This window comes from Pelagovum sp. HNIBRBA483 (assembly GCF_040931995.1).
Taxonomy (GTDB): domain Bacteria; phylum Pseudomonadota; class Alphaproteobacteria; order Rhodobacterales; family Rhodobacteraceae; genus JAEPMR01.
Window position 1 is genome coordinate 2,293,469 of sequence record NZ_CP162412.1, and the last position, 20,034, is coordinate 2,313,502.

The window sequence follows — 20,034 nt, forward strand, 5'->3', positions numbered from 1 at the left end:
TGGTCAAGCGTTTCGCCCCGCTTTTCGCGCCTTTACGCCGTTCGCCCATTGATTTTCCGCCAGCCATGGCGCAAACCCGACGCGGTTCATGAGGAAGGACAGCAGATGACTCGGATCGACGCCAAATTCGCAGCCCTCAAAGCCGAAGGCAAAAAAGCTTTCGTCGCCTATGTGATGGCTGGCGATCCCGATTATGAGACGTCGCTAGAGGTGGTCAAAGGCCTCCCCGCTGCCGGTGTCGATGTGATCGAACTGGGCCTGCCCTTCACCGATCCGATGGCCGATGGCTCCACCATTCAGCTCGCCGGTCAGCGCGCGCTCGAAGGCGGCCAGACACTCATCAAGACCCTCGAACTGGCCCGCACCTTCCGTGAGCAGGACGACACCACCCCGATCGTTCTGATGGGCTATTACAACCCGATCTATTCCCACGGCGTTACGCGTTTCCTTGACGATGCCAAGGCCGCTGGCATCGACGGTCTGATCGTCGTCGATCTCCCACCCGAAGAGGATGTCGAGCTGTGCATCCCCGCGCAGGAGGCAGGGCTGAACTTCATCCGCCTCGCCACGCCCACCACCGATGACAAGCGCCTGCCCAAGGTGATGACCAACACGTCCGGCTTCGTCTATTACGTCTCGATCACCGGCATCACTGGCGCAGCCAATGCCGTCGCCACCGATGTCGGCCCCGAGGTCGCGCGGATCAAGGCCGTTTCCGATCTGCCCGTGATCGTCGGCTTCGGCATCAAGACACCCGAAGCCGCCCAGCAGATCGCCTCCGTCGCGGATGGTGCCGTTGTTGGCTCCGCCATCGTCGAGCGCATCGCCAACGGCGACAGCCCCGCCGATGTGCTGGCCTTCGTCAAAACCCTCGCTGACGGCGCCCACAGCGCTTAAGCCCGCCCGCTTCAGCTTTTGCCAACTTTCCCGTGCAATACTGGGGTTGCGCGGCGCCTATTTCTGCGCCGCAGCGGTCCGGTTGCGGCAAAACATGCATACACACGCTTCGCGCTTGCCGGTGGGGTCATAAATTGGTAAGGGATTTTAACCAATTTTAACCTTTCGGAGCGCGGCCATGCCCGTCATCACGACCATCGACGACCTCAAGAAGATCCACCGCCGCCGCGCTCCCAAGATGTTTTTCGACTACTGCGAATCGGGCAGTTGGACCGAGCAAACCTTCCGCGACAACACCTCCGATTTTGCCGAAATCCGCCTCCGCCAAAGGGTCGCGGTGGACATGTCAAACCGCACCACGCGCAGCACGATGGCCGGTCAGGATGTCGCCATGCCAGTGGCCCTCGCGCCCGTCGGCTTCACCGGAATGCAATGCGCCGATGGCGAGATCAAAGCCGCCCGCGCCGCCGAGAAATTCGGCGTCCCCTACACGCTTTCCACCATGTCGATCTGCTCCATCGAAGACGTCCGCGAACACACGAAAGAGCCGTTCTGGTTCCAGCTTTACGTCATCAAGGACGAGGAATTCGTCGATAACATCATCGCCCGCGCCAAGAACGCAGGCGTCTCCGCCCTCGTCATCACGCTCGATCTTCAGGTGCTCGGCCAGCGCCATAAAGACATCAAGAACCAGCTCACCGCCCCGCCCCGCATGACGCCGCGTGTTATCGCTGATCTGGCGATCCGCTGGCGCTGGGGCTTGGGCATGCTCGGCACCCGCCGCCATACCTTCCGCAACATCGCCGGCCACGCCAAAGGCGTCAGCGATCTGCGTTCTCTCTCCAGTTGGACCGCCGAGCAGTTCGAGCCAAAGCTCGACTGGTCGATGATCGCCAAGCTGAAAGAGAAATGGGGCGGCAAGGTCATCCTCAAAGGCGTTCTCGATGCCGAAGATGCCCGCAAAGCAGTGGAAATCGGCTGCGACGCGATCGTCGTCTCCAACCACGGCGGCCGCCAGCTTGACGGCGCGCTGTCCTCCATCCGCATCCTGCCGTCCATCGTCAAAGCGGTCGGCGGCCAGACCGAGATCTGGCTCGACAGCGGCATCCGCACTGGTCAGGACGTGCTCAAAGCGCTCGCCCTCGGCGCGCACGGCACGATGATCGGTCGTGCCTATATCTACGGCCTCGGCGCGATGGGGGAGGCAGGCGTCACCAAAGCGCTCGAAGTGATCCACAAGGAACTCGACACCACGATGGCCCTCTGCGGCGAGCGGGACATCCACAACCTGTCGCGCGATAACCTCCTGCTGCCGCAGGATTTTACAACCCGCTGGACCTGACCGCCGACGGCCCGCGCCGCTGGAGCACCAGCGCCAGCGGCACCGAGAAACACAGGAACACCCCGACACCGGCAAAGGCTGCGCGCAGCCCGAACATCTCGCTCATCAGCCCCATGAAGACCGGCGCGAAAAAGAACCCCGCAAAGCCCATGACCGCGCCCTTGCTGATGGCTTCGGTCCGCAGATGCGGCGGCACCAGCTTGCCCACCAGCGCTAGTGCCATCGGCCCCACGACCGAGACCCCCAGCCCCATCGTGCCAAAGCCCACATAGGCGATCAGCGGGCTTGGCGCGAGCGCGGCAATCACCGCCCCCGTGCCCGAAATCAGCGACGCCCAGATGATCACCGGCAACTCGTGGAACCGCTCCGCCACAGCCTGCCCCGAGAAGCGGCCAAAGGCCATCGTCAGTCCCAACATCGCCGGCCCCAGCGCCCCTTGCGCCGCGCCGCCGCCCAGCGTCCGCTCCACATGCAGCGCCGACCACGATTCCACCGTCGCTTCAGAGGCAAACGCAACGAATACGATCGCCCCGCACAAGAGGACTGTCACCAGTGGATAGCCACCAGAATAGCCTTCCTCCGCACTCACCATCGCTGCCGGAACCCGCAAGAACATAACGACAGCGACCGTCAATAGCGCCAAGGCACCAAAGACCTCCGACGGCCCCATACCCACCTCCCGCGCGATCCCTGTCGCAATCGCCGAAAGCGCATATCCCAGAGAAAACATCGCGTGATTGACGTTCATCAGCGACCGTCCCGTCCGCGCTTCCAATTCGCTCACCCGCGAATTCATGATCACGTCCAGCAAGCCCGAAAACATCCCCAGAAATACCATCAGTCCGGCAAACATCCACGGCAGGCTCACCAGCCCCATCCCCTGCCACATCACCGCCATTCCCAACGCTGCGACCTGCATACCCCGCGCGCCAAGGACACGGTCCGCACGCGGCGCCAACCACATCGCCGAAACAAGTCCCACCGCAGAACCAAGAAGCAACAGGCCAAAGACCCCGTCATCGACCCCCAGCCCCGCCTTGATCACTGGGACAAGTGCCGCGAATCCCCCCCAGAACGATCCGAGAAGAAAGAACGCCGCTGAGGTCCGGCGCGAGAGGTTGAGAGCGCTAACAATAGACATGTCGCCCATTTGACCGCAGGATCGCAATCTGGCAAGCCTCTATCCGCAAGCAGGGCCGCTTTTTACCCTTTTCAAACAGGCCAAACCGCCCTATACGCGCGGCTTCACTGGGCCGTACACCCTTGGAGGACGGCCCCTCAATTTTGGAGAAATACCCATGGCTCGTGAGATCCCTGATCTTCACGCCACGGTACGGACGGGGACAGGCAAGGGGGCCGCTCGTCAATCTCGCCGCAACGGCGACGTACCTGGCATCGTATATGGCGGCGGTTCCGATCCGCTCGCAATCAATATCCCCTTCAATGCCCTGCTCAAGCGCCTCAAGGCTGGCCGCTTCATGTCGACACTCTTCAACCTCAAGGTTGAAGGTCAGGAAGACGTGCGCGTGATCTGCCGTGGTGTGCAGCGTGACGTGGTCAAAGACCTGCCGACCCACATCGACCTGATGCGCCTGAAGCGTACCAGCCGTGTGAACATCTTCGTGCATGTCGAGTTCGAAAACGAAAAAGCCGCACCCGGCATCAAGAAGGGCGGCGTTCTGACCGTCGTTCGTCCGGAAGTCGAGCTGAGCGTTATTGCTGGCGACATCCCCGAGCAGATCGTTGTCGATCTGACGGGCAAAGAAGTCGGCGACGTAATCCACATCAGCGATGTCGATCTGCCGGCTGGCGCCAAGCCGACCATCGATCGTGACTTCGTGATCGCCAACATCTCCGCTCCGTCGGGCCTGCGTTCCGCTGAGAACGAAGAGGACGGCGACGAGGCTGCAGAAGAGGCCGCAGAAGAGTAATCTTCCGCACCTTCAGCAAAAGATCAGAACGGGGCGCCTCGCGCCCCGTTTTCTTTTTCCGGCCTACTGGTCCGCCCCGCCTTCCGCCGCTAGATTAACCGCATGAAACTTTTTGTCGGCCTCGGAAATCCTGGCGGGAAATACGCCCGCAACCGCCATAACATCGGCTTCATGGCCGTTGATCGCATCGCCGATGATCACGGTTTTGCGCCTTGGCGCAACAAGTTCAACGGCCAGATCAGCGAAGGGCGTCTTGGCTCCGAAAAGGTGCTGCTTCTGAAGCCCGAAACCTTTATGAACCTTTCCGGCCAATCGGTCGGGGAAGCCATGCGGTTTCACAAGCTGGAATCGCAGGACGTCACCGTCTTTCACGATGAGCTGGACCTCGCCCCCGGTAAATGCCGCGTCAAAACAGGCGGCGGCCATGCCGGTCACAACGGCTTGCGGTCAATCCACGCGCATATCGGTGCGGAGTACCACCGCTTGCGCCTTGGCATCGGGCATCCGGGGCGGAAGGAACTTGTCTCCCCCTACGTTCTGCACGATTTCCCAAAAGCGGAGATCGAAGGCTGGCTCGATGACCTCCTGCGCGGCATCAGCGACGGCATCGCCTCTCTCGCCGCCGATGATACGCCCGCGTTTCTGAACGCCGTCGCGCGCCGTGTGGCCCCTGCCCGTTCCTCCACAACCGCCAAAAGCGACGCCACGCCTACACCACGCCCCGCCGCCGCGCCTGCTGCCCCGTCCCCACAGGAGGAGGACAAGCGCTCTCCGCTGCAAAAGCTCGCTGATAAATTCCGATAGGTGTCCCCGTGCCAGAAATCGCAACATCCGTGAACGTCCTTGGAACCACGCTGGATAGCTGCTCCACCGATCCCATGACCGGCTTCTTCCGCAACGGCGCGTGTGATACCTGCGCCGAGGATCACGGCAGCCACACCGTCTGCGCAATCATGACCGCCGAGTTCCTCGCCTTCTCGAAATATGTTGGCAACGACCTCTCCACGCCACGGCCCGAATTCGGTTTCCCCGGCCTGAAACCGGGCGATCGCTGGTGCCTCTGCGCGGGCCGCTTCCTGCAAGCACATGAAGATGGTTGCGCGCCTCGCGTGCGGCTTCAGGCAACCCACCGCCGCGCGCTCGAAATTGTCCCGATGGAAGTGCTCCAGCGCTACGCCCTGCGCTAGTCGGCTGCCGCCTCGGCCATTGCTTGTGGTGCCAATGGCTCGCCCAACAGATCTTCGACGAAAAGGCTCATAAGCTGACCCCGCCCTGTCACACCCGCCTTGCGGTAGATAGCATTTGTCTGGGCTTTCACGGTGCCCTCCGATTTGCCGCGAAATCCCGCAATCTCGGCAGTGCTGAACCCTTTGAGAACGAACATCGCAACGTCGCGTTCGGCAGGTGTTAACCCCCAATCGGTAAAACGGTCCTCAATGAGATCAAGAAACGCGCCCGAGGCCACGCGCAGCCGGTTCTGAACGTCCCGATAGCGCCGCATCGACCACCGCAACATCATAGCGCCGGAGACAACCCCCAGCATCAGCCCCACTGCCGCGCCCAGCTCGATAAACTCACTGATCTGCCAGCTGATCGGCGCGAAGCCCAAGATCGACCACAGAATGTTCAGCACGAAGAATATCGCACACACTATTTGAACCGATAGGATCGCAACGATCCAGTAATTCCTCATTAACCTGCCTGCACTAATTTAGTCATCTTCCTCGTCGTCTTCGTCGTCGTCCTCGTCTTTTTCGTCGTCTTCATCGTCTTCGTCGTCTTCATCATCTTCGTCGTCATGATCTTTAGATGAGCCGCTATTATCGCTGTCATCGTCATCGCGCTCGTCATCGTCGTCACCGTCGCTACCAGAGCCCGAGTTGCTCGTCTTATCATCATCATCGTCATCATCATCCGATGCGCCGTTTCTGTCGCGATCCCGGTCCCGGTCGTCATCGTCATCGTCCAAGTCCAACAACTGCCCGAGCACCCCGGCGCTCCGGTCATCATCGTCGCCCAACATGCGCAGATAATCCCGCAAAATCTCACCCGTTGCCGGATTAAAGACGATTTCACGGACCCGGTCCCCGCCATAAGCTATGAACCGATACCGCCCGAGCCATGTCTTAGAAACCTCGACACGCTCATATCCCTGCTCGGCCAATTGCTGAATGATTGCATCGCGCACCTGATCAGCCGCCGCCATCGCGGGCAGACAGACGGCAAGCAAAAGACCGGCGACGCTATTTCGGAGTTTCGACTTCATTTATCCCAATCCGCAACCCCCGCAACCAAAGGCGCGGGGGTCTGTTTCTTCGATCTAAGACACGACCTTAATCGTCGTCGTCATCTTCGTCATCATCGTCATCATCATCTTCATCGTCGTCATCGTCGTCATCATCTTCGTCATCGTCGTCATCGTCGTCATGGTCATCATCGTCATCATGACTGCCACGACCGCTATTGTCATGGTCATCATCATCATCGTCGTCATGATCATCATCATGATCATCATCGTCGCTTTCATCTTCGAACTCGAACGACGTCCCTTCGGACATCACGCCGGTATACTCTTCGTATTTCACCGCAGATAGGCTCGTATTGTCGTAAACCACCTCGACCTTGCGCCCATCAGAATAGATCACTTCAATTTTGGTCTGGGTCGGGCCGCGCTTGACCTCGATCTTCGTCGCACCCGAAAACGCTTCCTTGATCGAGTCGACATCCAGCCCACTAATCGGCTGCGTATGTAAATCCGCGAATGCGGATGTCGCGGCGAGGCCAATAATCGCGGTTGTGGTAAAAAGCAGATTTTTCATTTTCAACTCCTGTAAACGCGGCCTGCAAACGCCGCCGGTGGAAGGAGCGTTCCACATCCCGACCGACCTGCCTATAAACTGAGGGTACAGTTTGCCCCGCGTAAACCCCTGAAATAGGCCCATAAACCCCAGTTTATAACGAAAAAGGCGCCCCAACGGAGCGCCTTTCCAACGTAAAGCCTTGTTTCAGCTTACATATCGAAGCCCAAATGCTTCGCGACCGTAAAGATGTCCTTATCGCCACGCCCGCACATATTCATGCAGATGATGTGGTCCTTCGGCAGCTCAGGCGCGATTTTCATCACATGGGCCAGCGCATGGCTTGGCTCCAGCGCGGGGATAATCCCCTCCTGCTCACAGCTGAGCTGGAAGGCTTCGAGCGCTTCCTTATCGGTGATCGAGACATATTCCGCCCGCCCGATGTCATGCAGCCAAGCATGCTCCGGCCCGATCCCGGGATAATCTAGCCCAGCAGAGATCGAGAAGCCTTCAAGGATCTGCCCGTCGTCATCCTGAAGCAGATAGGTCCGGTTGCCATGCAGCACCCCCGGACGACCGCCCGTCAGTGACGCACAATGCTCCATCTTCGCATTCACACCCTTGCCGCCAGCCTCTACGCCGATAATCCGCACGTCCTTGTCATCAAGGAAGGGGAAGAACAGGCCCATCGCATTCGATCCGCCGCCAATCGCGGCGATGATCGTATCCGGAAGACGCCCTTCAGCGGCAAGCATCTGCTCTTTGGCTTCCTTGCCGATGATCGACTGGAAATCGCGCACCATCGCTGGGTAAGGGTGCGGTCCGGCAACCGTACCAATGCAGTAGAACGTATCGCGCACGTTCGTCACCCAATCGCGCAGCGCATCGTTCATCGCATCCTTGAGCGTGCCGCGCCCACTGGTGACAGGCACGACCTCAGCGCCCAGCAGCCGCATGCGGAACACGTTCGGCGCCTGCCGCTCAACGTCATGCGCGCCCATATAAACCACGCATTTAAGCCCGAACTTGGCGCAAACCGTGGCTGTTGCCACACCGTGCTGCCCCGCGCCGGTTTCAGCGATGATCCGCGTCTTACCCATGCGGCGGGCAAGAATGATCTGGCCCAACACGTTGTTGATCTTGTGCGCGCCGGTGTGGTTCAACTCATCGCGCTTCAGATAGATCTTTGCCCCACCCAAATGCTCGGTCAGGCGCTCCGCAAAATAGAGAGGCGACGGACGGCCCACATAATGGGTCCATAGATCGTTCATTTCCGCCCAGAAAGTTTCATCCGTCTTGGCGTTTTCATATTCCGCTTCAAGCTCGAGGATCAGCGGCATCAATGTTTCAGAAACAAAGCGGCCTCCAAAATCGCCGAACCGGCCGTTTTCATCCGGTCCAGTCATGAAGCTGTTGACGAGATCTTCGGGCATGGCCACCTCTCCTATCCGTTTCCCAATCAACTAGCGCCATGCACTTGCTGGGTAAAGGATGGATGTTGCCGAAAGGCGCGTTTTCAAGGGCATTTCTGCCCGCAGTCAGAGCGTTGACCCACAAGTTCCCAACAACGCCTCTACCGCAGATTTACCCGCTCCCTTGTCAGCGAAATGTTCGGCGGCAAAACGGACCAATCGCCCCAAACGCGGCAGCAAACCTCAGCTTGGGTCAGTACCGCGCGCAGCTACTAGGAACCGCTTCATCAGGGCTGGATCTTTCTGCCCAGGTGCAGCTTCCACACCGGAGGACACATCCACCTGCCGCGCGCCAGTCATCGCGATGGCTTCCGCCACATTCTCCGGCGTCAATCCCCCCGCCAGCATCCACGGGCGGCGCCAGTATTTTCGCTTCACCAGCCGCCAGTCGAAGGAAAGCCCGTTGCCCCCCGGCAAGTCAGCATTCTTTGGCGGTTTCGCGTCGATCAACAATTGGTCGGCTACGTCCGAATAAGCCTCTATCGCCGCCACATCGCTTTCGTCAGCGATGCCGATAGCTTTCATCACAGGCAGCCCATAACGCGCACGAATTTCCGCGACCCGCTCAGGGCTTTCCGCGCCGTGAAGTTGCAAAATATCGAGTGGTACGGTTTCCGTGATTTCATCCAGCTCCGCGTCTGTCGCGTTGACCACCAGCGCCACCTTCGCCACCCCGAGCGGCGCGGCAAGCGCCAGCTCCGCCGCCTGCGCTGGTGTCACGGCGCGTGGTGATTTCGGGAAAAATACAAAACCGACATAGGCCGCCCCCGCCTCGGCGGCAGCCGCGACTTGCGCAGGCGTCGTCAGCCCGCAGATTTTGACGCGCACATGATCCGTCATCGCCTAGTTAGAGCTCTCCAGCAGCGCCAGCACTTCGTCCTTGCCCGCATGCTTTTCACCGCGCAGCCTGTCAACCTCGCGGCGCAGGTCAGCGGCTTCACGCGCCTTCGCACGTCCGTCAGCCCGCAAGCGGTGCTCCCGCAGCCATTCCCACAAGAAACCGATCAACAGCCCAATCGCAACACCAAGGAAGATGACGACAAACAACGGCAGCGAAATGTCGGGGGAAATCCCGAACCATTTCGCCAGCGCCTCCGGCATCGCCCGCAGTGTCACCATATCCCGATTGGCCAAACCCAGAACAATCAGGACCAAGCCAACAATAGCCCAGAACCCGTATCGGATCGTTTTCATCAATGCCTCGTTATCTCGGCGTCAGTCACCGTTCAGGCGGTCACGCAGCAGCTTTCCGGTCTTAAAGAAAGGAACATGTTTCTCCTCGACCGGAACAGCCTCGCCAGTGCGCGGATTGCGCCCCATGCGACTGTCGCGTTTCTTCACGGAAAATGCCCCGAATCCACGCAATTCCACACGTGATCCCCCAGACATAGCATTCGTGATTTCGTCAAAGATCGTGTTCACGATCTTTTCGACGTCACGCTGATATAAATGCGGATTTTCCTCCGCAATCTTTTGGATCAGTTCTGACCTGATCATGCGTCCCCCCGCTATCTATCGGCACGAGCCCTTTCGGCATTCTTCGGACGACTATAAGCAGCTTATTTCTTTCGGGAAATAGGCGCGTCCCTCGTTGAGCGCCATTTCCAGCTTTAATGGGACTAAACTCGCAGATTTTTTGTCACTTATCCTGACTTTTTTCCGTTCGACCCATTCCAACCCCGCTTTTGGCGAGGCCGATTCGCAATAAAAAGACCCCGCCGAACCTGTCGGCGGGGTCGATGTTGTTCGCTGCCTGAGTGGCAGATATTCGATTACTCGTCGCCCTTCAGCGCAGCACCGAGGATGTCGCCGAGCGAAGCGCCGGAGTCGGACGAACCGTACTGCTCAACAGCTTCTTTCTCTTCTGCGATCTCGCGTGCCTTGATCGAGAGGCCCAGCTTGCGCGACTTGCTGTCGACGTTGGTGACGCGAACGTCTACCTTGTCGCCAACGCCGAAGCGCTCAGGGCGCTGCTCGGCACGGTCACGGCTGAGGTCGGAGCGGCGAATGAAGGACTTCATACCTTCATATTCCACTTCGATGCCGCCATCTTCGATCGCGGTGACGTTCACGGTGATGATCGAGCCGCGCTTCACGCCGCCAACGGCATCAGCAAACGGGTCGCCGTCCATGGCTTTGATCGAGAGCGAGATACGCTCTTTCTCGACGTCCACTTCCGAAACCTTCGCCTTGACCATGTCGCCCTTGCGGTAGTTCTGGATGGCGTCTTCGCCACGCTCGTCCCAGCTCAGGTCGGAGAGGTGAACCATGCCGTCGATGTCGCCCGGCAGGCCAATGAACAGACCGAACTCGGTGATGTTCTTGACTTCGCCTTCGACCTCGGTACCTTCCGGATGCGACTCCGCAAAGACTTCCCACGGGTTGCGCATGGTCTGCTTGAGACCGAGCGAAACACGACGCTTCGCGCTGTCGATCTCGAGAACCATGACCTCAACCTCTTGCGAGGTGGATACGATCTTGCCCGGATGGACGTTCTTCTTGGTCCAGGACATCTCGGAGACGTGGACCAGACCTTCGACGCCAGCTTCCAGCTCGACGAATGCACCGTAGTCGGTGATGTTGGTCACGCGGCCATTGTGCACGCTTTCCAGCGGGTACTTGCTCTCGACGGAATCCCACGGATCGTCCTGCAGCTGCTTCATGCCGAGGCTGATGCGGTGGGTGTCTTTGTTGATCTTGATGACCTGCACCTTAATCGTCTCGCCGATGGAGAGGATCTCGGACGGGTGGTTCACACGGCGCCATGCCATGTCGGTGACGTGCAGCAGGCCGTCAACACCGCCGAGATCAACGAACGCACCGTATTCGGTGATGTTCTTGACAACACCGTCCACAGCCTGACCTTCGGAAAGGTTGCCGATAACTTCGGCGCGCTGTTCTGCGCGGGACTCTTCGAGGATCGCACGGCGCGATACCACGATGTTGCCACGGCGACGGTCCATCTTGAGGATCTGGAACGGCTGCTTGAGACCCATCAGCGGACCAGCGTCGCGTACGGGGCGTACGTCAACCTGCGAGCCCGGAAGGAACGCAACAGCGCCGCCAAGATCAACAGTGAAGCCACCCTTAACGCGGCCAAAGATCGCGCCTTCAACGCGCTCTTCGTCAGCATAGGCTTTTTCAAGACGGTCCCATGCCTCTTCGCGGCGGGCCATCTCACGGGAAATCACGGCTTCGCCGCGGGCGTTTTCAGCCGCACGGAGGAAGACTTCTACCTCGTCGCCAACGCTGATGTCGGGTGCTTCACCGGGATTTGCGAATTCTTTGAGTTCAACGCGGCCTTCCATCTTATAGCCGACGTCGATGATGGCGTAGCCAGCTTCAACTGCGATGACTTTGCCTTTGACAACCGAACCTTCTTCCGGCGTGTCAATTTCGAAGCTTTCGTTAAGGAGGGCTTCGAACTCCTCCATGGTTGCTTTAGCGCACATTCGTATTCAGTTCCTTTACGTTTTGCTATTCGGGCCGCGCGGTTGTCTCCGCGGGTCTTTGGGTTTCAATTGGTCTCGGCTGAACGGAAAACAAAGAGGGCCGGACGCTTCCGACCCTGCTCCACATCTCCGCTCGCGGCTGTGCCGCCGCTTCAACAGGCGCGCGTATAGGGGAATTACCCTCCGCAAACAAGGGGTTTTTGCCTGCAAATCACCGTTCAGCCAGCGCCCTGCCCTCTGGCTTGTTCAATCGCGGCGACCGCACGGGCAATCGCCTCCTCAATAGTCAGATCGGATGTATCCAAGAGCACCGCATCATCCGCCCGCCGCATTGGCGCATCCTTGCGCCCCTCGTCACGGGTATCACGCGCCTTCACCTCGGCAAGAACGGTATCATAATCAGCGTCCCCTCCGGCAGAGCACAGCTCTTCCCACCGCCGCTTAGCCCGCACTTCGGCACGCGCCGTGACAAAGAGCTTCACATCCGCATCAGGGCAAATCACCGTGCCAATGTCGCGCCCGTCCAGAACCGCGCCGCCCTCCTTAGCCGCGAAGTCTCTTTGAAATTCCACCAAAGCCTCTCGCACCTGCTGATTAGTTGCCACATTGCTGGCCGCATCCGCCACAGCCTGTGTGCGCAAATCCTGTCGCGCGAGGTCTTTGGTATTAAGCGATTGCGCTGCCGCGACAGGCTCCTCGCCCTCGGCCACCCGCGCACCCACCGCACGATAGAGCAATCCGGTATCCAGATGCGCAAAGCCAAAGCGCTGCGCCACCGCCTTGCTAATGGTTCCCTTGCCAGCCGCCGCTGGGCCGTCGATTGCCACTGTAAAACTCACGAACTTCCCTCCTTCACGCGCCGCCATAGCCAAACCGCACCGAGCACAAGCGCGACAACGGCTAGCACGATAAACTTTGCTTGCGTCAACGCGGACGCTCCCGCAGCAAGCGCCGCATCATTCTGCGCTATCATCGCTCCGACGCGCGCATTTTCCCACAGGTCGAAGACCACATACAAAATCGGCAAACTGGCTGCGACGGGCCACCCCGCCTTCGGCAAAGCCACACGGCAAAGCAGGCTCAAAAAGGCGCCAAACACCACCGGAAACACCGTATCAAGCAGACGCACCGGCCCGAGATAAGCTGCACGCCCTTCTGCGCTTATGGCGTCGATGAATATCTGCGCCTGCACCGCGTCATAGCCGCCAATGCGCAGATCAAAGGGCAATAGCCCCCCCGTTTCCGGCACCAAGAGAACCTGCGCCACCCCGATCAACGCAGCATAGGCGACCAAAGCCGCCCCGCCGCTCAACCAAAGGGCGCTCCGCTTCACTGGTGCGAACGGGTAATCGCCGCGCCAAGCCCTGCCATCAACGGCTCAAAGATCGGGAACGAGGTGGCAATCGGGCCACCATCATCGACCGTCATCGGCTTCTCGGTCGCCATGCCCATTACCATGAAGGACATCGCGATCCGGTGATCAAGGCGGCTCTCCACCGTCACGCCGCCGGTCACATTGCCATGGCCGCGCCCGTGCACGATCCACCAATCCTCACCCTCTTCAACCTCAACGCCAGCGGCCCGCAGGCCCTTCGCCATCGCGTCGATCCGGTCGCTCTCCTTGACGCGCAGCTCTTTAACCCCACGCATCACGGTCGCGCCTTCAGCGAACGATGCAACAACAGACAGCACCGGATATTCGTCGATCATGCTGGCCGCCCGCGCAGGTGGCACTTCGATGCCCTTGAGGTCGGGCGAGAATTTCGCCCGCAAATCCGCCACCGGCTCACCACCCTCTTCGCGCAGGTTCTCATAGGTCAGGTCCGCGCCCATTTCCTTCAGCGTTGTAAATAGCCCCGCGCGCGTTGGGTTCAGCCCGATATTTGGCACCAGCACATCCGATCCTTCCGTCAGGATCGCGGCGCAAACAGGGAAAGCCGCCGAGGAAGGATCGCGCGGCACAACGATGGTTTGTGGCTGTAACTCCGGCTGGCCGGTCAGCGTGATCACGCGACCCTCGTCGGTTTCTTCCACCGTCAGCTCCGCACCAAAGCCTTGCAGCATCCGTTCGGTATGGTCGCGCGTCGCTTCCTTCTCGATCACGACAGTCTTGCCTGGCGCGTTCAGGCCGGCGAGCAGCACAGCTGATTTCACCTGCGCCGAAGGCACCGGCACCACATAGCGCACCGGCATCGGCTCCCGCGCGCCCACGATTGTCATCGGCAGCCGGCCGCCTTCGCGCCCGTAAGCCTGCGCCCCAAATTCCGCCAGCGGGTTCGTCACCCGCCCCATCGGCCGCCCGTTGAGCGACGCATCGCCGGTGAACGTGGCGGTAATCGCCGTTGTCGCCATCGCCCCCATGATCAAACGCACGCCCGTGCCGGAATTACCGCAATCAATCACCTGCTCAGGTTCGGCAAACCCGCCAACGCCGACACCATAAACAGACCATTCGCCACCGCCATGATCCGTCACTTCGGCCCCGAAAGCCCGCATCGCCTTCGCCGTATCCAGAACATCCTCGCCTTCCAAAAGGCCGGTGATCCGCGTCTCGCCAACGCTCATCGCGCCCAAGATCAGTGACCGATGCGAGATTGATTTATCTCCCGGAACATTGGCCACGCCCTTGAGCGCAGTCACCTTGCGGGAAGTCATCGGGATCGGGGTGCCATGTCCAGACATTTGGGCCTCGTCAGCTGCTGTTAGCGCCCTCATAAACCAGCATCAAAGCAGCGTCCATCACCAGAACGCCGGAAGCATCACCCACGCAGAAATGTCATGTAATGCGGCACGCGCCCCTCGCGCAGCGCCTTTTGCTCATAGCGGGTGGAAAGCCAGTCTCCCCAAGGCTCCCGCCAGTCATCCGCGCATTCTGCCGTCCAGATGAAGCCTGCCTTCGGCACTTCCTGCATCGTTTGGCGCACATAATCTTCGATATCGGTCGCCACGCGGAACTCCGCACCCGCTTTCATCACGCGGTGAAGCGGCTGCAAATGCTCTTGCGTCACAAACCGGCGCCGATGGTGTTTCTTCTTCGGCCACGGGTCAGGGTAGTTGAGGAAAGCCTTCGAGATTGCCCCCTCCGGCAACACATCAAACAAATCTCGTGCATCGCCGGGATGCACAGCCAGATTGGTCACACCCGCATCGCGGATCTTGCCAAGCAGCATGGCAACGCCGTTGATGTAAGGCTCACAGCCGATGATCGCGACCTGCGGATTGTTGGCCGCCATATGCACCAGATGCTCACCGCCGCCAAAGCCGATTTCCAGCCAGATCTCCTTGGCTTCGGGAAAACGGGTCGCCAGATCAAGCGGCAAACGATCAGGGTTCACGTCCCACCCCACAGCTCCGGGTGACAACGCGGCGAGGTCCTCATCCAGATAGGCTTCCTGCGATTTCCGCAGGCCCTTGCCCTTCAAACGACCGTAGAAATTGCGCCAAGGTGCGCCGGTGGGGTGTGTTTTCTTCTCATTCATGCGCGGCCCTTAGCGCGGCAAAGCAAACGGATCAATGGGGTCAACGCCAGCGCGCAATTGGCACCATTGGGCTGGCACCATGTGCGTTTTCGCACAGAAGGCCGCTAAATTTGCCGAATTCAACCGCTCGAAGAACCCACCTAAGTCAGCGTCAGGTTCTAAACGAAAGGCAAACCGAATGACTCAGTCCTTCACATCCCTCGCCGCGCCCGCAGGTCGGCTTCTGCTCGCGTTCATTTTCATTATGGCTGGCGCGCAAAAGATCACCGGCTACTCCGGCACCGCTCAATATATGGAAATGATGGGCGTTCCCGGCGCGCTTCTTCCCCTCGTGATCCTGACAGAACTCGGCGGCGGCATCGCTCTGCTTATCGGATGGCAGACCCGCATTGTTGCGTTCCTTCTGGCCGGTTTCAGCCTTATCTCCGGCATCCTGTTCCACCTCGTCCCGTCCTTCGGGATGGAGGGCATGGCCGCTCAAGGTGAAATGATCAACTTCATGAAGAACGTCTCCATCGCAGGGGGTATGCTGATGGTCGTCGCACTGGGCGCAGGGCGCATATCACTCGATAACCGCGCCGCCGCTGCCTGATCTTCCCCGCCCCCGATCCAAACCGGGGGCGGTTCGCCCGCTACGGGGCGTATTCCGTGGTCACATAGCGCTCGTCGGTGAACTCAACCGCGATGGACACATAGCACCGCACCGGCAAATGCGCAGTCAGTTCCACCTCCAACAGCGCAAGAAGGGCATCGCTCCACGCTTTGTCACGATGCGCTTTCGGCAACACCGATACAGTCAGCAGGCAATGAGTGTGATGAAAGACCGCCGCCGGGTAGGCACGGCCCTTACACACACCCGCGCCCGCATCATGACGCGCGATGACCGCCTCGACACCACGCAAAACAGCGCCGGCATCAAGCGCGAGATCAGCCGAATATTTCAGCTCTGCATGTGGCATGGTGCGCCCCTCAGACCGCCGCCTTCAGCGCATCCACCAGATCGGTGCGCTCCCAGCTGAAGCCGCCATCGGCTTCCGGTGCGCGGCCAAAATGCCCGTAGGCGGCCGTGCGCTGGTAGATCGGGCGGTTCAGGTCCAGATGGGTGCGAATGCCGCGCGGCGTCAGGTCCATCACCTGCGCAACCGCCCGCTCGATCACCTCGGGCGCCACTTCGCCGGTGCCATGCGTATCAGCATAGATCGACAACGGCCGCGCCACGCCAATTGCATAGGACAGCTGGATCGTGCAGCGCTCTGCCATTCCCGCAGCAACCACGTTCTTCGCGAGATACCGCGCCGCATAAGCGGCCGAGCGGTCCACCTTTGTCGGGTCTTTGCCCGAGAACGCACCGCCACCATGCGGGGCCGCGCCGCCATAGGTATCCACGATGATCTTGCGCCCCGTCAGGCCCGCATCCCCATCCGGCCCGCCGATCACAAACTTGCCGGTCGGGTTCACCCACCATTTTGTTCCAGCGCTGATCCAGCCTTCCGGCAGGGTTTCACGGATGTATGGCTCCACCACCGCGCGCACATCATCGCTGGTCATGTTTTCATCCAGATGCTGCGTCGACAACACGATAGACGTCACGCCCACCGGCTTGCCATTCTCGTAACGCACCGAAAGCTGCGATTTCGCATCCGGCCCCAGCGTTGGCTCCGCACCGGATTTCCGCACCTCAGCCAGCCGCCGCAGGATCGCATGGCTGTACTGGATGGGCGCAGGCATCAGGTCAGGCGTCTCGTCCGTCGCGTAGCCGAACATGATCCCCTGATCGCCAGCGCCTTCGTCCCCACGCTCGCCCGTCACACCCTGCGCGATATGCGCGGACTGCTCGTGCAAGAGGTTGGTGATTTCCACCGTCTCGTGGTGGAACTTGTCCTGCTCGTAGCCGATATCCTTGATACAGGCGCGGGCGATATCTGGGATCGCCTCCATATACCGGCTCAGCGTCGCCTGATCCGATAGTCCCACCTCGCCGCCGATCACCACACGGTTCGTCGTCGCAAAGGTTTCGCAGGCCACACGCGCTGTCGGCTCTTCGGCCAAGAACGCATCCAGAACCGCATCCGAAATCCGGTCGCAGACCTTATCGGGATGCCCTTCCGAGACTGACTCGGAGGTGAAAGTGTAATCGGGTCTTGTCATGGGAAACGCTCCATTCAGTAACACCGCCACGCCAGGAAGCCGTTGTGACGGGTGATTGAAAACTCCAGCTAGGGTGCCTCGCGGCGCTGGTCAATCATTTTCCGCGCGTTTGCCGCGAGGATCAGTATAATTCCCACAGTAATCAGGGCCAGAACCAGCCAATCACCCAATCGGGCATAAGGCGGCACCCAACCAAGCGCCGCCGGAACCGCGACATCGATCACCCCCTGTTGCCCCATGCCGATCTCGCCAACGATCCGGCCATAAGGATCAATCATCGCCGTCACGCCGGTATTGGCAACGCGAATCATCGGAACCCCTTGCTCGATCGCCCGCAGCCGTGCTTGCGCAAGATGTTGCCGTGGCCCTGCCGAGGGGCCAAACCACGCATCATTGGTGATCAGCACCATCGCCCGCAGGTTGGAAGCGCCAATCTCTTCGGGGAAAATACCCTCGTAGCAAATCAACGGCCGCACCCGTCCGAGCACCGGCACCTCAAGGCTGCCGCCCGCCGGCCCGGCGGTGTAGCCACCCCCTTCGCTCGCCGCCAATCCGTGCAGGCCAAAGGCTTTGAGCCACTCGCCCAAAGGCAGGTATTCGCCAAACGGCACCAGATGGGACTTATCATAGACCGCGCTGACCGCGCCCGCGCTGTCCAGCAGCACCATCGCGTTAAAGAATCGCGCCCCTTCCCGCCGGTTCATCCCCAACAGCGCTGGCCTGCCCCCTGCCGCGCGGGCAATCGCGGTGCGGGTGTTGACGGAATTGCCCAAGAGCGGCTGCACCGCCGTTTCCGGCCAGATCACAACCTCCGGATCACCTTCCGCACCAAGCGGGCTGCGCGTCAGCATCAGCAAACGGTCAAGAAACTCACGCCCGCGTTCAGGGTTCCATTTCTCGGACTGGGGTACATTCGGCTGCACCAGGCGCACGACCGGCCCTGCATCCGCCAGCGGCCGCGCCATATACCAACGCCCAGCGCCCTCGCCCGCCAATAACAACACGGCGCTCACACCAATGCCCAAAAGCCAGCCTTTACGTTGCCCCAAACCGACAGCCAGCGCCACGGCCAACAAGGTAACGAGCGTCAGGCCATGCATACCAACAAGCGCTGCCGCCTGCCCCAAGCCCCATCCGGCCCAAACCTGTCCAACCACCGCCCAAGGAAACCCCGTCAGCACATGCGCCCGCAGCAAATCCGCCACCGTGAGCAACAGCGCCGCCCAAACCAGTCGCCCCGCCAGACCGCGCCCCAAGCGCCACGCAAGCCCGAGCGGAACCGCCCAAAACAGCGCCAGCCCCGCCACCATCAACACGAGTGCAAACGGCGCCATCCAGCCGGTTGCCAATGGCGCCACAAGAAACGGGAACACGATCCAATGCATCGCAACGGTAAAGTAACCAGACGCCAATGCCGCGCCATCAACCATCACCGCCCGCACGTTTGCCGCCCGCATGCACCGCCACAGGCCAATGCCCAAGGCCAATACGGTCACCGGCGCCAAACCAAACGGCTCAAGCCCAAGTGCGGCAATCGCTCCCAGTAAAACCAGCGGCAGGCGCGGCCGAATCGCCGCAAGCATCCGCTGGACCTGCCCCCTCACGTCAGCTGCGCGCAACCGCATGCGGCAACCGCACCCGCAGCCGCTTGATCCGGCGCGGATCGGCATCGACGACTTCGAATTCGGCCCCATCAGGGTGCTGGATCACCTCGCCCCGCGCCGGCACATGGCCCGACAGCATGAAAACAAGCCCCCCCAGCGTATCCACCTCTTCGTCATCGACTTCCTCATGCGCGGTAAGGTCAACACCCACCTCCGCTTCGAATTCCTCAAGCGGAGTTTTCGCCAAGGCCAGCCAAACGCCAGCGGTTTCCTCGATGAAAGTATCCTCTTCCTCGATGTCGTGTTCGTCCTCGATCTCGCCGACAACTTGCTCGATCAGATCTTCGATCGTCACCAGCCCGTCAGTGCCGCCATATTCATCGATCACCAACGCCATGTGGATCCGCTCGGCCTGCATCTTTTGCAGCAGCACACCAATCGGCATCGACGGCGGCACATACAGCAACCGGCGCACGATTTCCCGCAGCGCCAGCTCCGAGCCGCCGTTGAACCCGTGCTTGAGGGCAAAATCCTTCAGGTTCACGAACCCGATCGGCGTGTCCAGCGTTCCGTCGAACACAGGCAAGCGCGTGAGCCCGCTTTCACGGAACACACCCACCAGATCATCCTTCGAAATCGTCACCGGAACCGCCACGATATCCGCTTTCGGGATCGCCACATCCTCCACCCGCATGCGGCGCAAGTTCAGCATGCCCGGTGTCGTGGAGGTATTCGCGGTGTCAGGAACTGGCGTCAGATCATATCCGTTCGCCGCTGCTTCTGATGGGCTTAGTGCATCAAATATGCGGCCCAGAAAGCCCTTACTCTGCCCTTCAGTGTCTTCATCTTGCGCGCTATGCGCTGCGCTAGAAGGCCCGTCTATCGAGTCGCCCATCGTCTCCTACCTGCAT

General features: G+C 60.3%; 23 protein-coding genes and 1 riboswitch. Of the genes, 6 read left to right on the plus strand and 17 right to left on the minus strand.

Going from position 1 to position 20,034, the window contains the following annotated elements; genetic code table 11:
• Positions 1-105: 105 nt before the first annotated feature.
• Both trpA and AB1E42_RS11275 read left to right on the plus strand, forming a co-directional pair.
• Positions 106-897, plus strand: coding sequence for a tryptophan synthase subunit alpha (gene trpA, locus AB1E42_RS11270; RefSeq protein WP_368344342.1), 792 nt, complete (start codon positions 106-108; stop codon positions 895-897).
• 178 nt (positions 898-1,075) lie between these two features.
• Positions 1,076-2,239: an L-lactate dehydrogenase gene (locus AB1E42_RS11275; RefSeq protein ID WP_368344343.1), complete on the plus strand. Its 1,164-nt coding sequence runs from the start codon at positions 1,076-1,078 to the stop codon at positions 2,237-2,239.
• On the opposite strand, the gene AB1E42_RS11280 is transcribed toward AB1E42_RS11275, so the two are convergent.
• Entirely contained in the window at positions 2,220-3,380 is a 1,161-nt protein-coding gene (locus AB1E42_RS11280; RefSeq protein WP_368344344.1) for an MFS transporter, read from the minus strand. The two genes, AB1E42_RS11275 and AB1E42_RS11280, sit on opposite strands and share 20 nt — an antisense overlap.
• 157 nt (positions 3,381-3,537) lie before the next feature.
• On the opposite strand from AB1E42_RS11280, the gene AB1E42_RS11285 reads away from it, so the two are divergent.
• From AB1E42_RS11285 to AB1E42_RS11295, 3 genes are all read left to right on the plus strand, one after another.
• On the plus strand, positions 3,538-4,170 hold the full coding sequence (locus AB1E42_RS11285) for a 50S ribosomal protein L25/general stress protein Ctc (RefSeq protein ID WP_368344345.1): 633 nt from the start codon (positions 3,538-3,540) through the stop codon (positions 4,168-4,170).
• 102 nt (positions 4,171-4,272) lie between these two features.
• A complete protein-coding gene (gene pth, locus AB1E42_RS11290; RefSeq protein WP_368344346.1) occupies positions 4,273-4,974 on the plus strand; it encodes an aminoacyl-tRNA hydrolase in 702 nt (233 codons plus the stop codon).
• Positions 4,975-5,048: 74 nt separating this feature from the next.
• Complete coding sequence (locus tag AB1E42_RS11295; RefSeq protein WP_368346417.1) at positions 5,049-5,357, plus strand: DUF2237 family protein; 309 nt, start codon at positions 5,049-5,051, stop codon at positions 5,355-5,357.
• Here AB1E42_RS11295 and AB1E42_RS11300 read toward each other — a convergent pair.
• From AB1E42_RS11300 to trmB, 12 genes are all read right to left on the minus strand, one after another.
• On the minus strand, positions 5,354-5,863 hold the full coding sequence (locus AB1E42_RS11300; protein ID WP_368344347.1) for a helix-turn-helix transcriptional regulator: 510 nt from the start codon (positions 5,861-5,863) through the stop codon (positions 5,354-5,356). The two genes, AB1E42_RS11295 and AB1E42_RS11300, sit on opposite strands and share 4 nt — an antisense overlap.
• Before the next feature lie 18 nt (positions 5,864-5,881).
• On the minus strand, positions 5,882-6,436 hold the full coding sequence (locus tag AB1E42_RS11305) for a hypothetical protein (RefSeq protein WP_368344348.1): 555 nt from the start codon (positions 6,434-6,436) through the stop codon (positions 5,882-5,884).
• Between the two features lie 67 nt (positions 6,437-6,503).
• The gene (locus tag AB1E42_RS11310; RefSeq protein ID WP_368344349.1) at positions 6,504-6,989 is read right to left on the minus strand and encodes a hypothetical protein; all 486 of its coding nucleotides are present in this window, start codon (positions 6,987-6,989) and stop codon (positions 6,504-6,506) included.
• 191 nt (positions 6,990-7,180) lie between these two features.
• On the minus strand, positions 7,181-8,401 hold the full coding sequence (trpB, locus tag AB1E42_RS11315; RefSeq protein WP_368344350.1) for a tryptophan synthase subunit beta: 1,221 nt from the start codon (positions 8,399-8,401) through the stop codon (positions 7,181-7,183).
• A gap of 222 nt (positions 8,402-8,623) precedes the next feature.
• The gene (locus AB1E42_RS11320) at positions 8,624-9,280 is read right to left on the minus strand and encodes a phosphoribosylanthranilate isomerase (RefSeq protein ID WP_368344351.1); all 657 of its coding nucleotides are present in this window, start codon (positions 9,278-9,280) and stop codon (positions 8,624-8,626) included.
• 3 nt (positions 9,281-9,283) lie between these two features.
• Complete coding sequence (locus AB1E42_RS11325; RefSeq protein ID WP_368344352.1) at positions 9,284-9,634, minus strand: lipopolysaccharide assembly protein LapA domain-containing protein; 351 nt, start codon at positions 9,632-9,634, stop codon at positions 9,284-9,286.
• A 21-nt stretch (positions 9,635-9,655) separates the two neighbouring features.
• Positions 9,656-9,937: an integration host factor subunit beta gene (ihfB, locus tag AB1E42_RS11330; protein ID WP_368344353.1), complete on the minus strand. Its 282-nt coding sequence runs from the start codon at positions 9,935-9,937 to the stop codon at positions 9,656-9,658.
• A gap of 275 nt (positions 9,938-10,212) precedes the next feature.
• The gene (gene rpsA / locus AB1E42_RS11335) at positions 10,213-11,874 is read right to left on the minus strand and encodes a 30S ribosomal protein S1 (RefSeq protein WP_368346418.1); all 1,662 of its coding nucleotides are present in this window, start codon (positions 11,872-11,874) and stop codon (positions 10,213-10,215) included.
• Positions 11,875-12,110: 236 nt separating this feature from the next.
• Positions 12,111-12,731, minus strand: coding sequence for a (d)CMP kinase (gene cmk / locus AB1E42_RS11340; RefSeq protein ID WP_368344354.1), 621 nt, complete (start codon positions 12,729-12,731; stop codon positions 12,111-12,113).
• On the minus strand, positions 12,728-13,204 hold the full coding sequence (locus AB1E42_RS11345; protein WP_368344355.1) for a hypothetical protein: 477 nt from the start codon (positions 13,202-13,204) through the stop codon (positions 12,728-12,730). Before AB1E42_RS11345 ends, cmk begins: the two co-directional genes overlap by 4 nt.
• 17 nt (positions 13,205-13,221) lie before the next feature.
• The gene (gene aroA, locus AB1E42_RS11350; protein ID WP_368344356.1) at positions 13,222-14,574 is read right to left on the minus strand and encodes a 3-phosphoshikimate 1-carboxyvinyltransferase; all 1,353 of its coding nucleotides are present in this window, start codon (positions 14,572-14,574) and stop codon (positions 13,222-13,224) included.
• A gap of 77 nt (positions 14,575-14,651) precedes the next feature.
• On the minus strand, positions 14,652-15,371 hold the full coding sequence (gene trmB, locus AB1E42_RS11355; RefSeq protein WP_368344357.1) for a tRNA (guanosine(46)-N7)-methyltransferase TrmB: 720 nt from the start codon (positions 15,369-15,371) through the stop codon (positions 14,652-14,654).
• 178 nt (positions 15,372-15,549) lie between these two features.
• On the opposite strand from trmB, the gene AB1E42_RS11360 reads away from it, so the two are divergent.
• Positions 15,550-15,963: a DoxX family protein gene (locus AB1E42_RS11360; protein ID WP_368344358.1), complete on the plus strand. Its 414-nt coding sequence runs from the start codon at positions 15,550-15,552 to the stop codon at positions 15,961-15,963.
• Between the two features lie 40 nt (positions 15,964-16,003).
• Here AB1E42_RS11360 and AB1E42_RS11365 read toward each other — a convergent pair whose 3' ends face one another.
• The 4 genes from AB1E42_RS11365 to AB1E42_RS11380 form a co-directional block, all read right to left on the minus strand.
• Positions 16,004-16,330, minus strand: a complete 327-nt coding sequence (locus tag AB1E42_RS11365; RefSeq protein WP_368344359.1) for a hypothetical protein — start codon at positions 16,328-16,330, stop codon at positions 16,004-16,006.
• A 10-nt stretch (positions 16,331-16,340) separates the two neighbouring features.
• Positions 16,341-17,519: a methionine adenosyltransferase gene (gene metK / locus AB1E42_RS11370; RefSeq protein WP_368344360.1), complete on the minus strand. Its 1,179-nt coding sequence runs from the start codon at positions 17,517-17,519 to the stop codon at positions 16,341-16,343.
• Between the two features lie 6 nt (positions 17,520-17,525).
• A riboswitch (SAM-SAH riboswitch) is annotated at positions 17,526-17,573 on the minus strand.
• A gap of 14 nt (positions 17,574-17,587) precedes the next feature.
• Complete coding sequence (gene lnt / locus AB1E42_RS11375) at positions 17,588-19,144, minus strand: apolipoprotein N-acyltransferase (protein ID WP_368344361.1); 1,557 nt, start codon at positions 19,142-19,144, stop codon at positions 17,588-17,590.
• Positions 19,125-20,018, minus strand: a complete 894-nt coding sequence (locus AB1E42_RS11380; RefSeq protein WP_368344362.1) for a transporter associated domain-containing protein — start codon at positions 20,016-20,018, stop codon at positions 19,125-19,127. The genes lnt and AB1E42_RS11380 overlap by 20 nt, the downstream gene beginning before the upstream one ends.
• Positions 20,019-20,034: the final 16 nt, after the last annotated feature.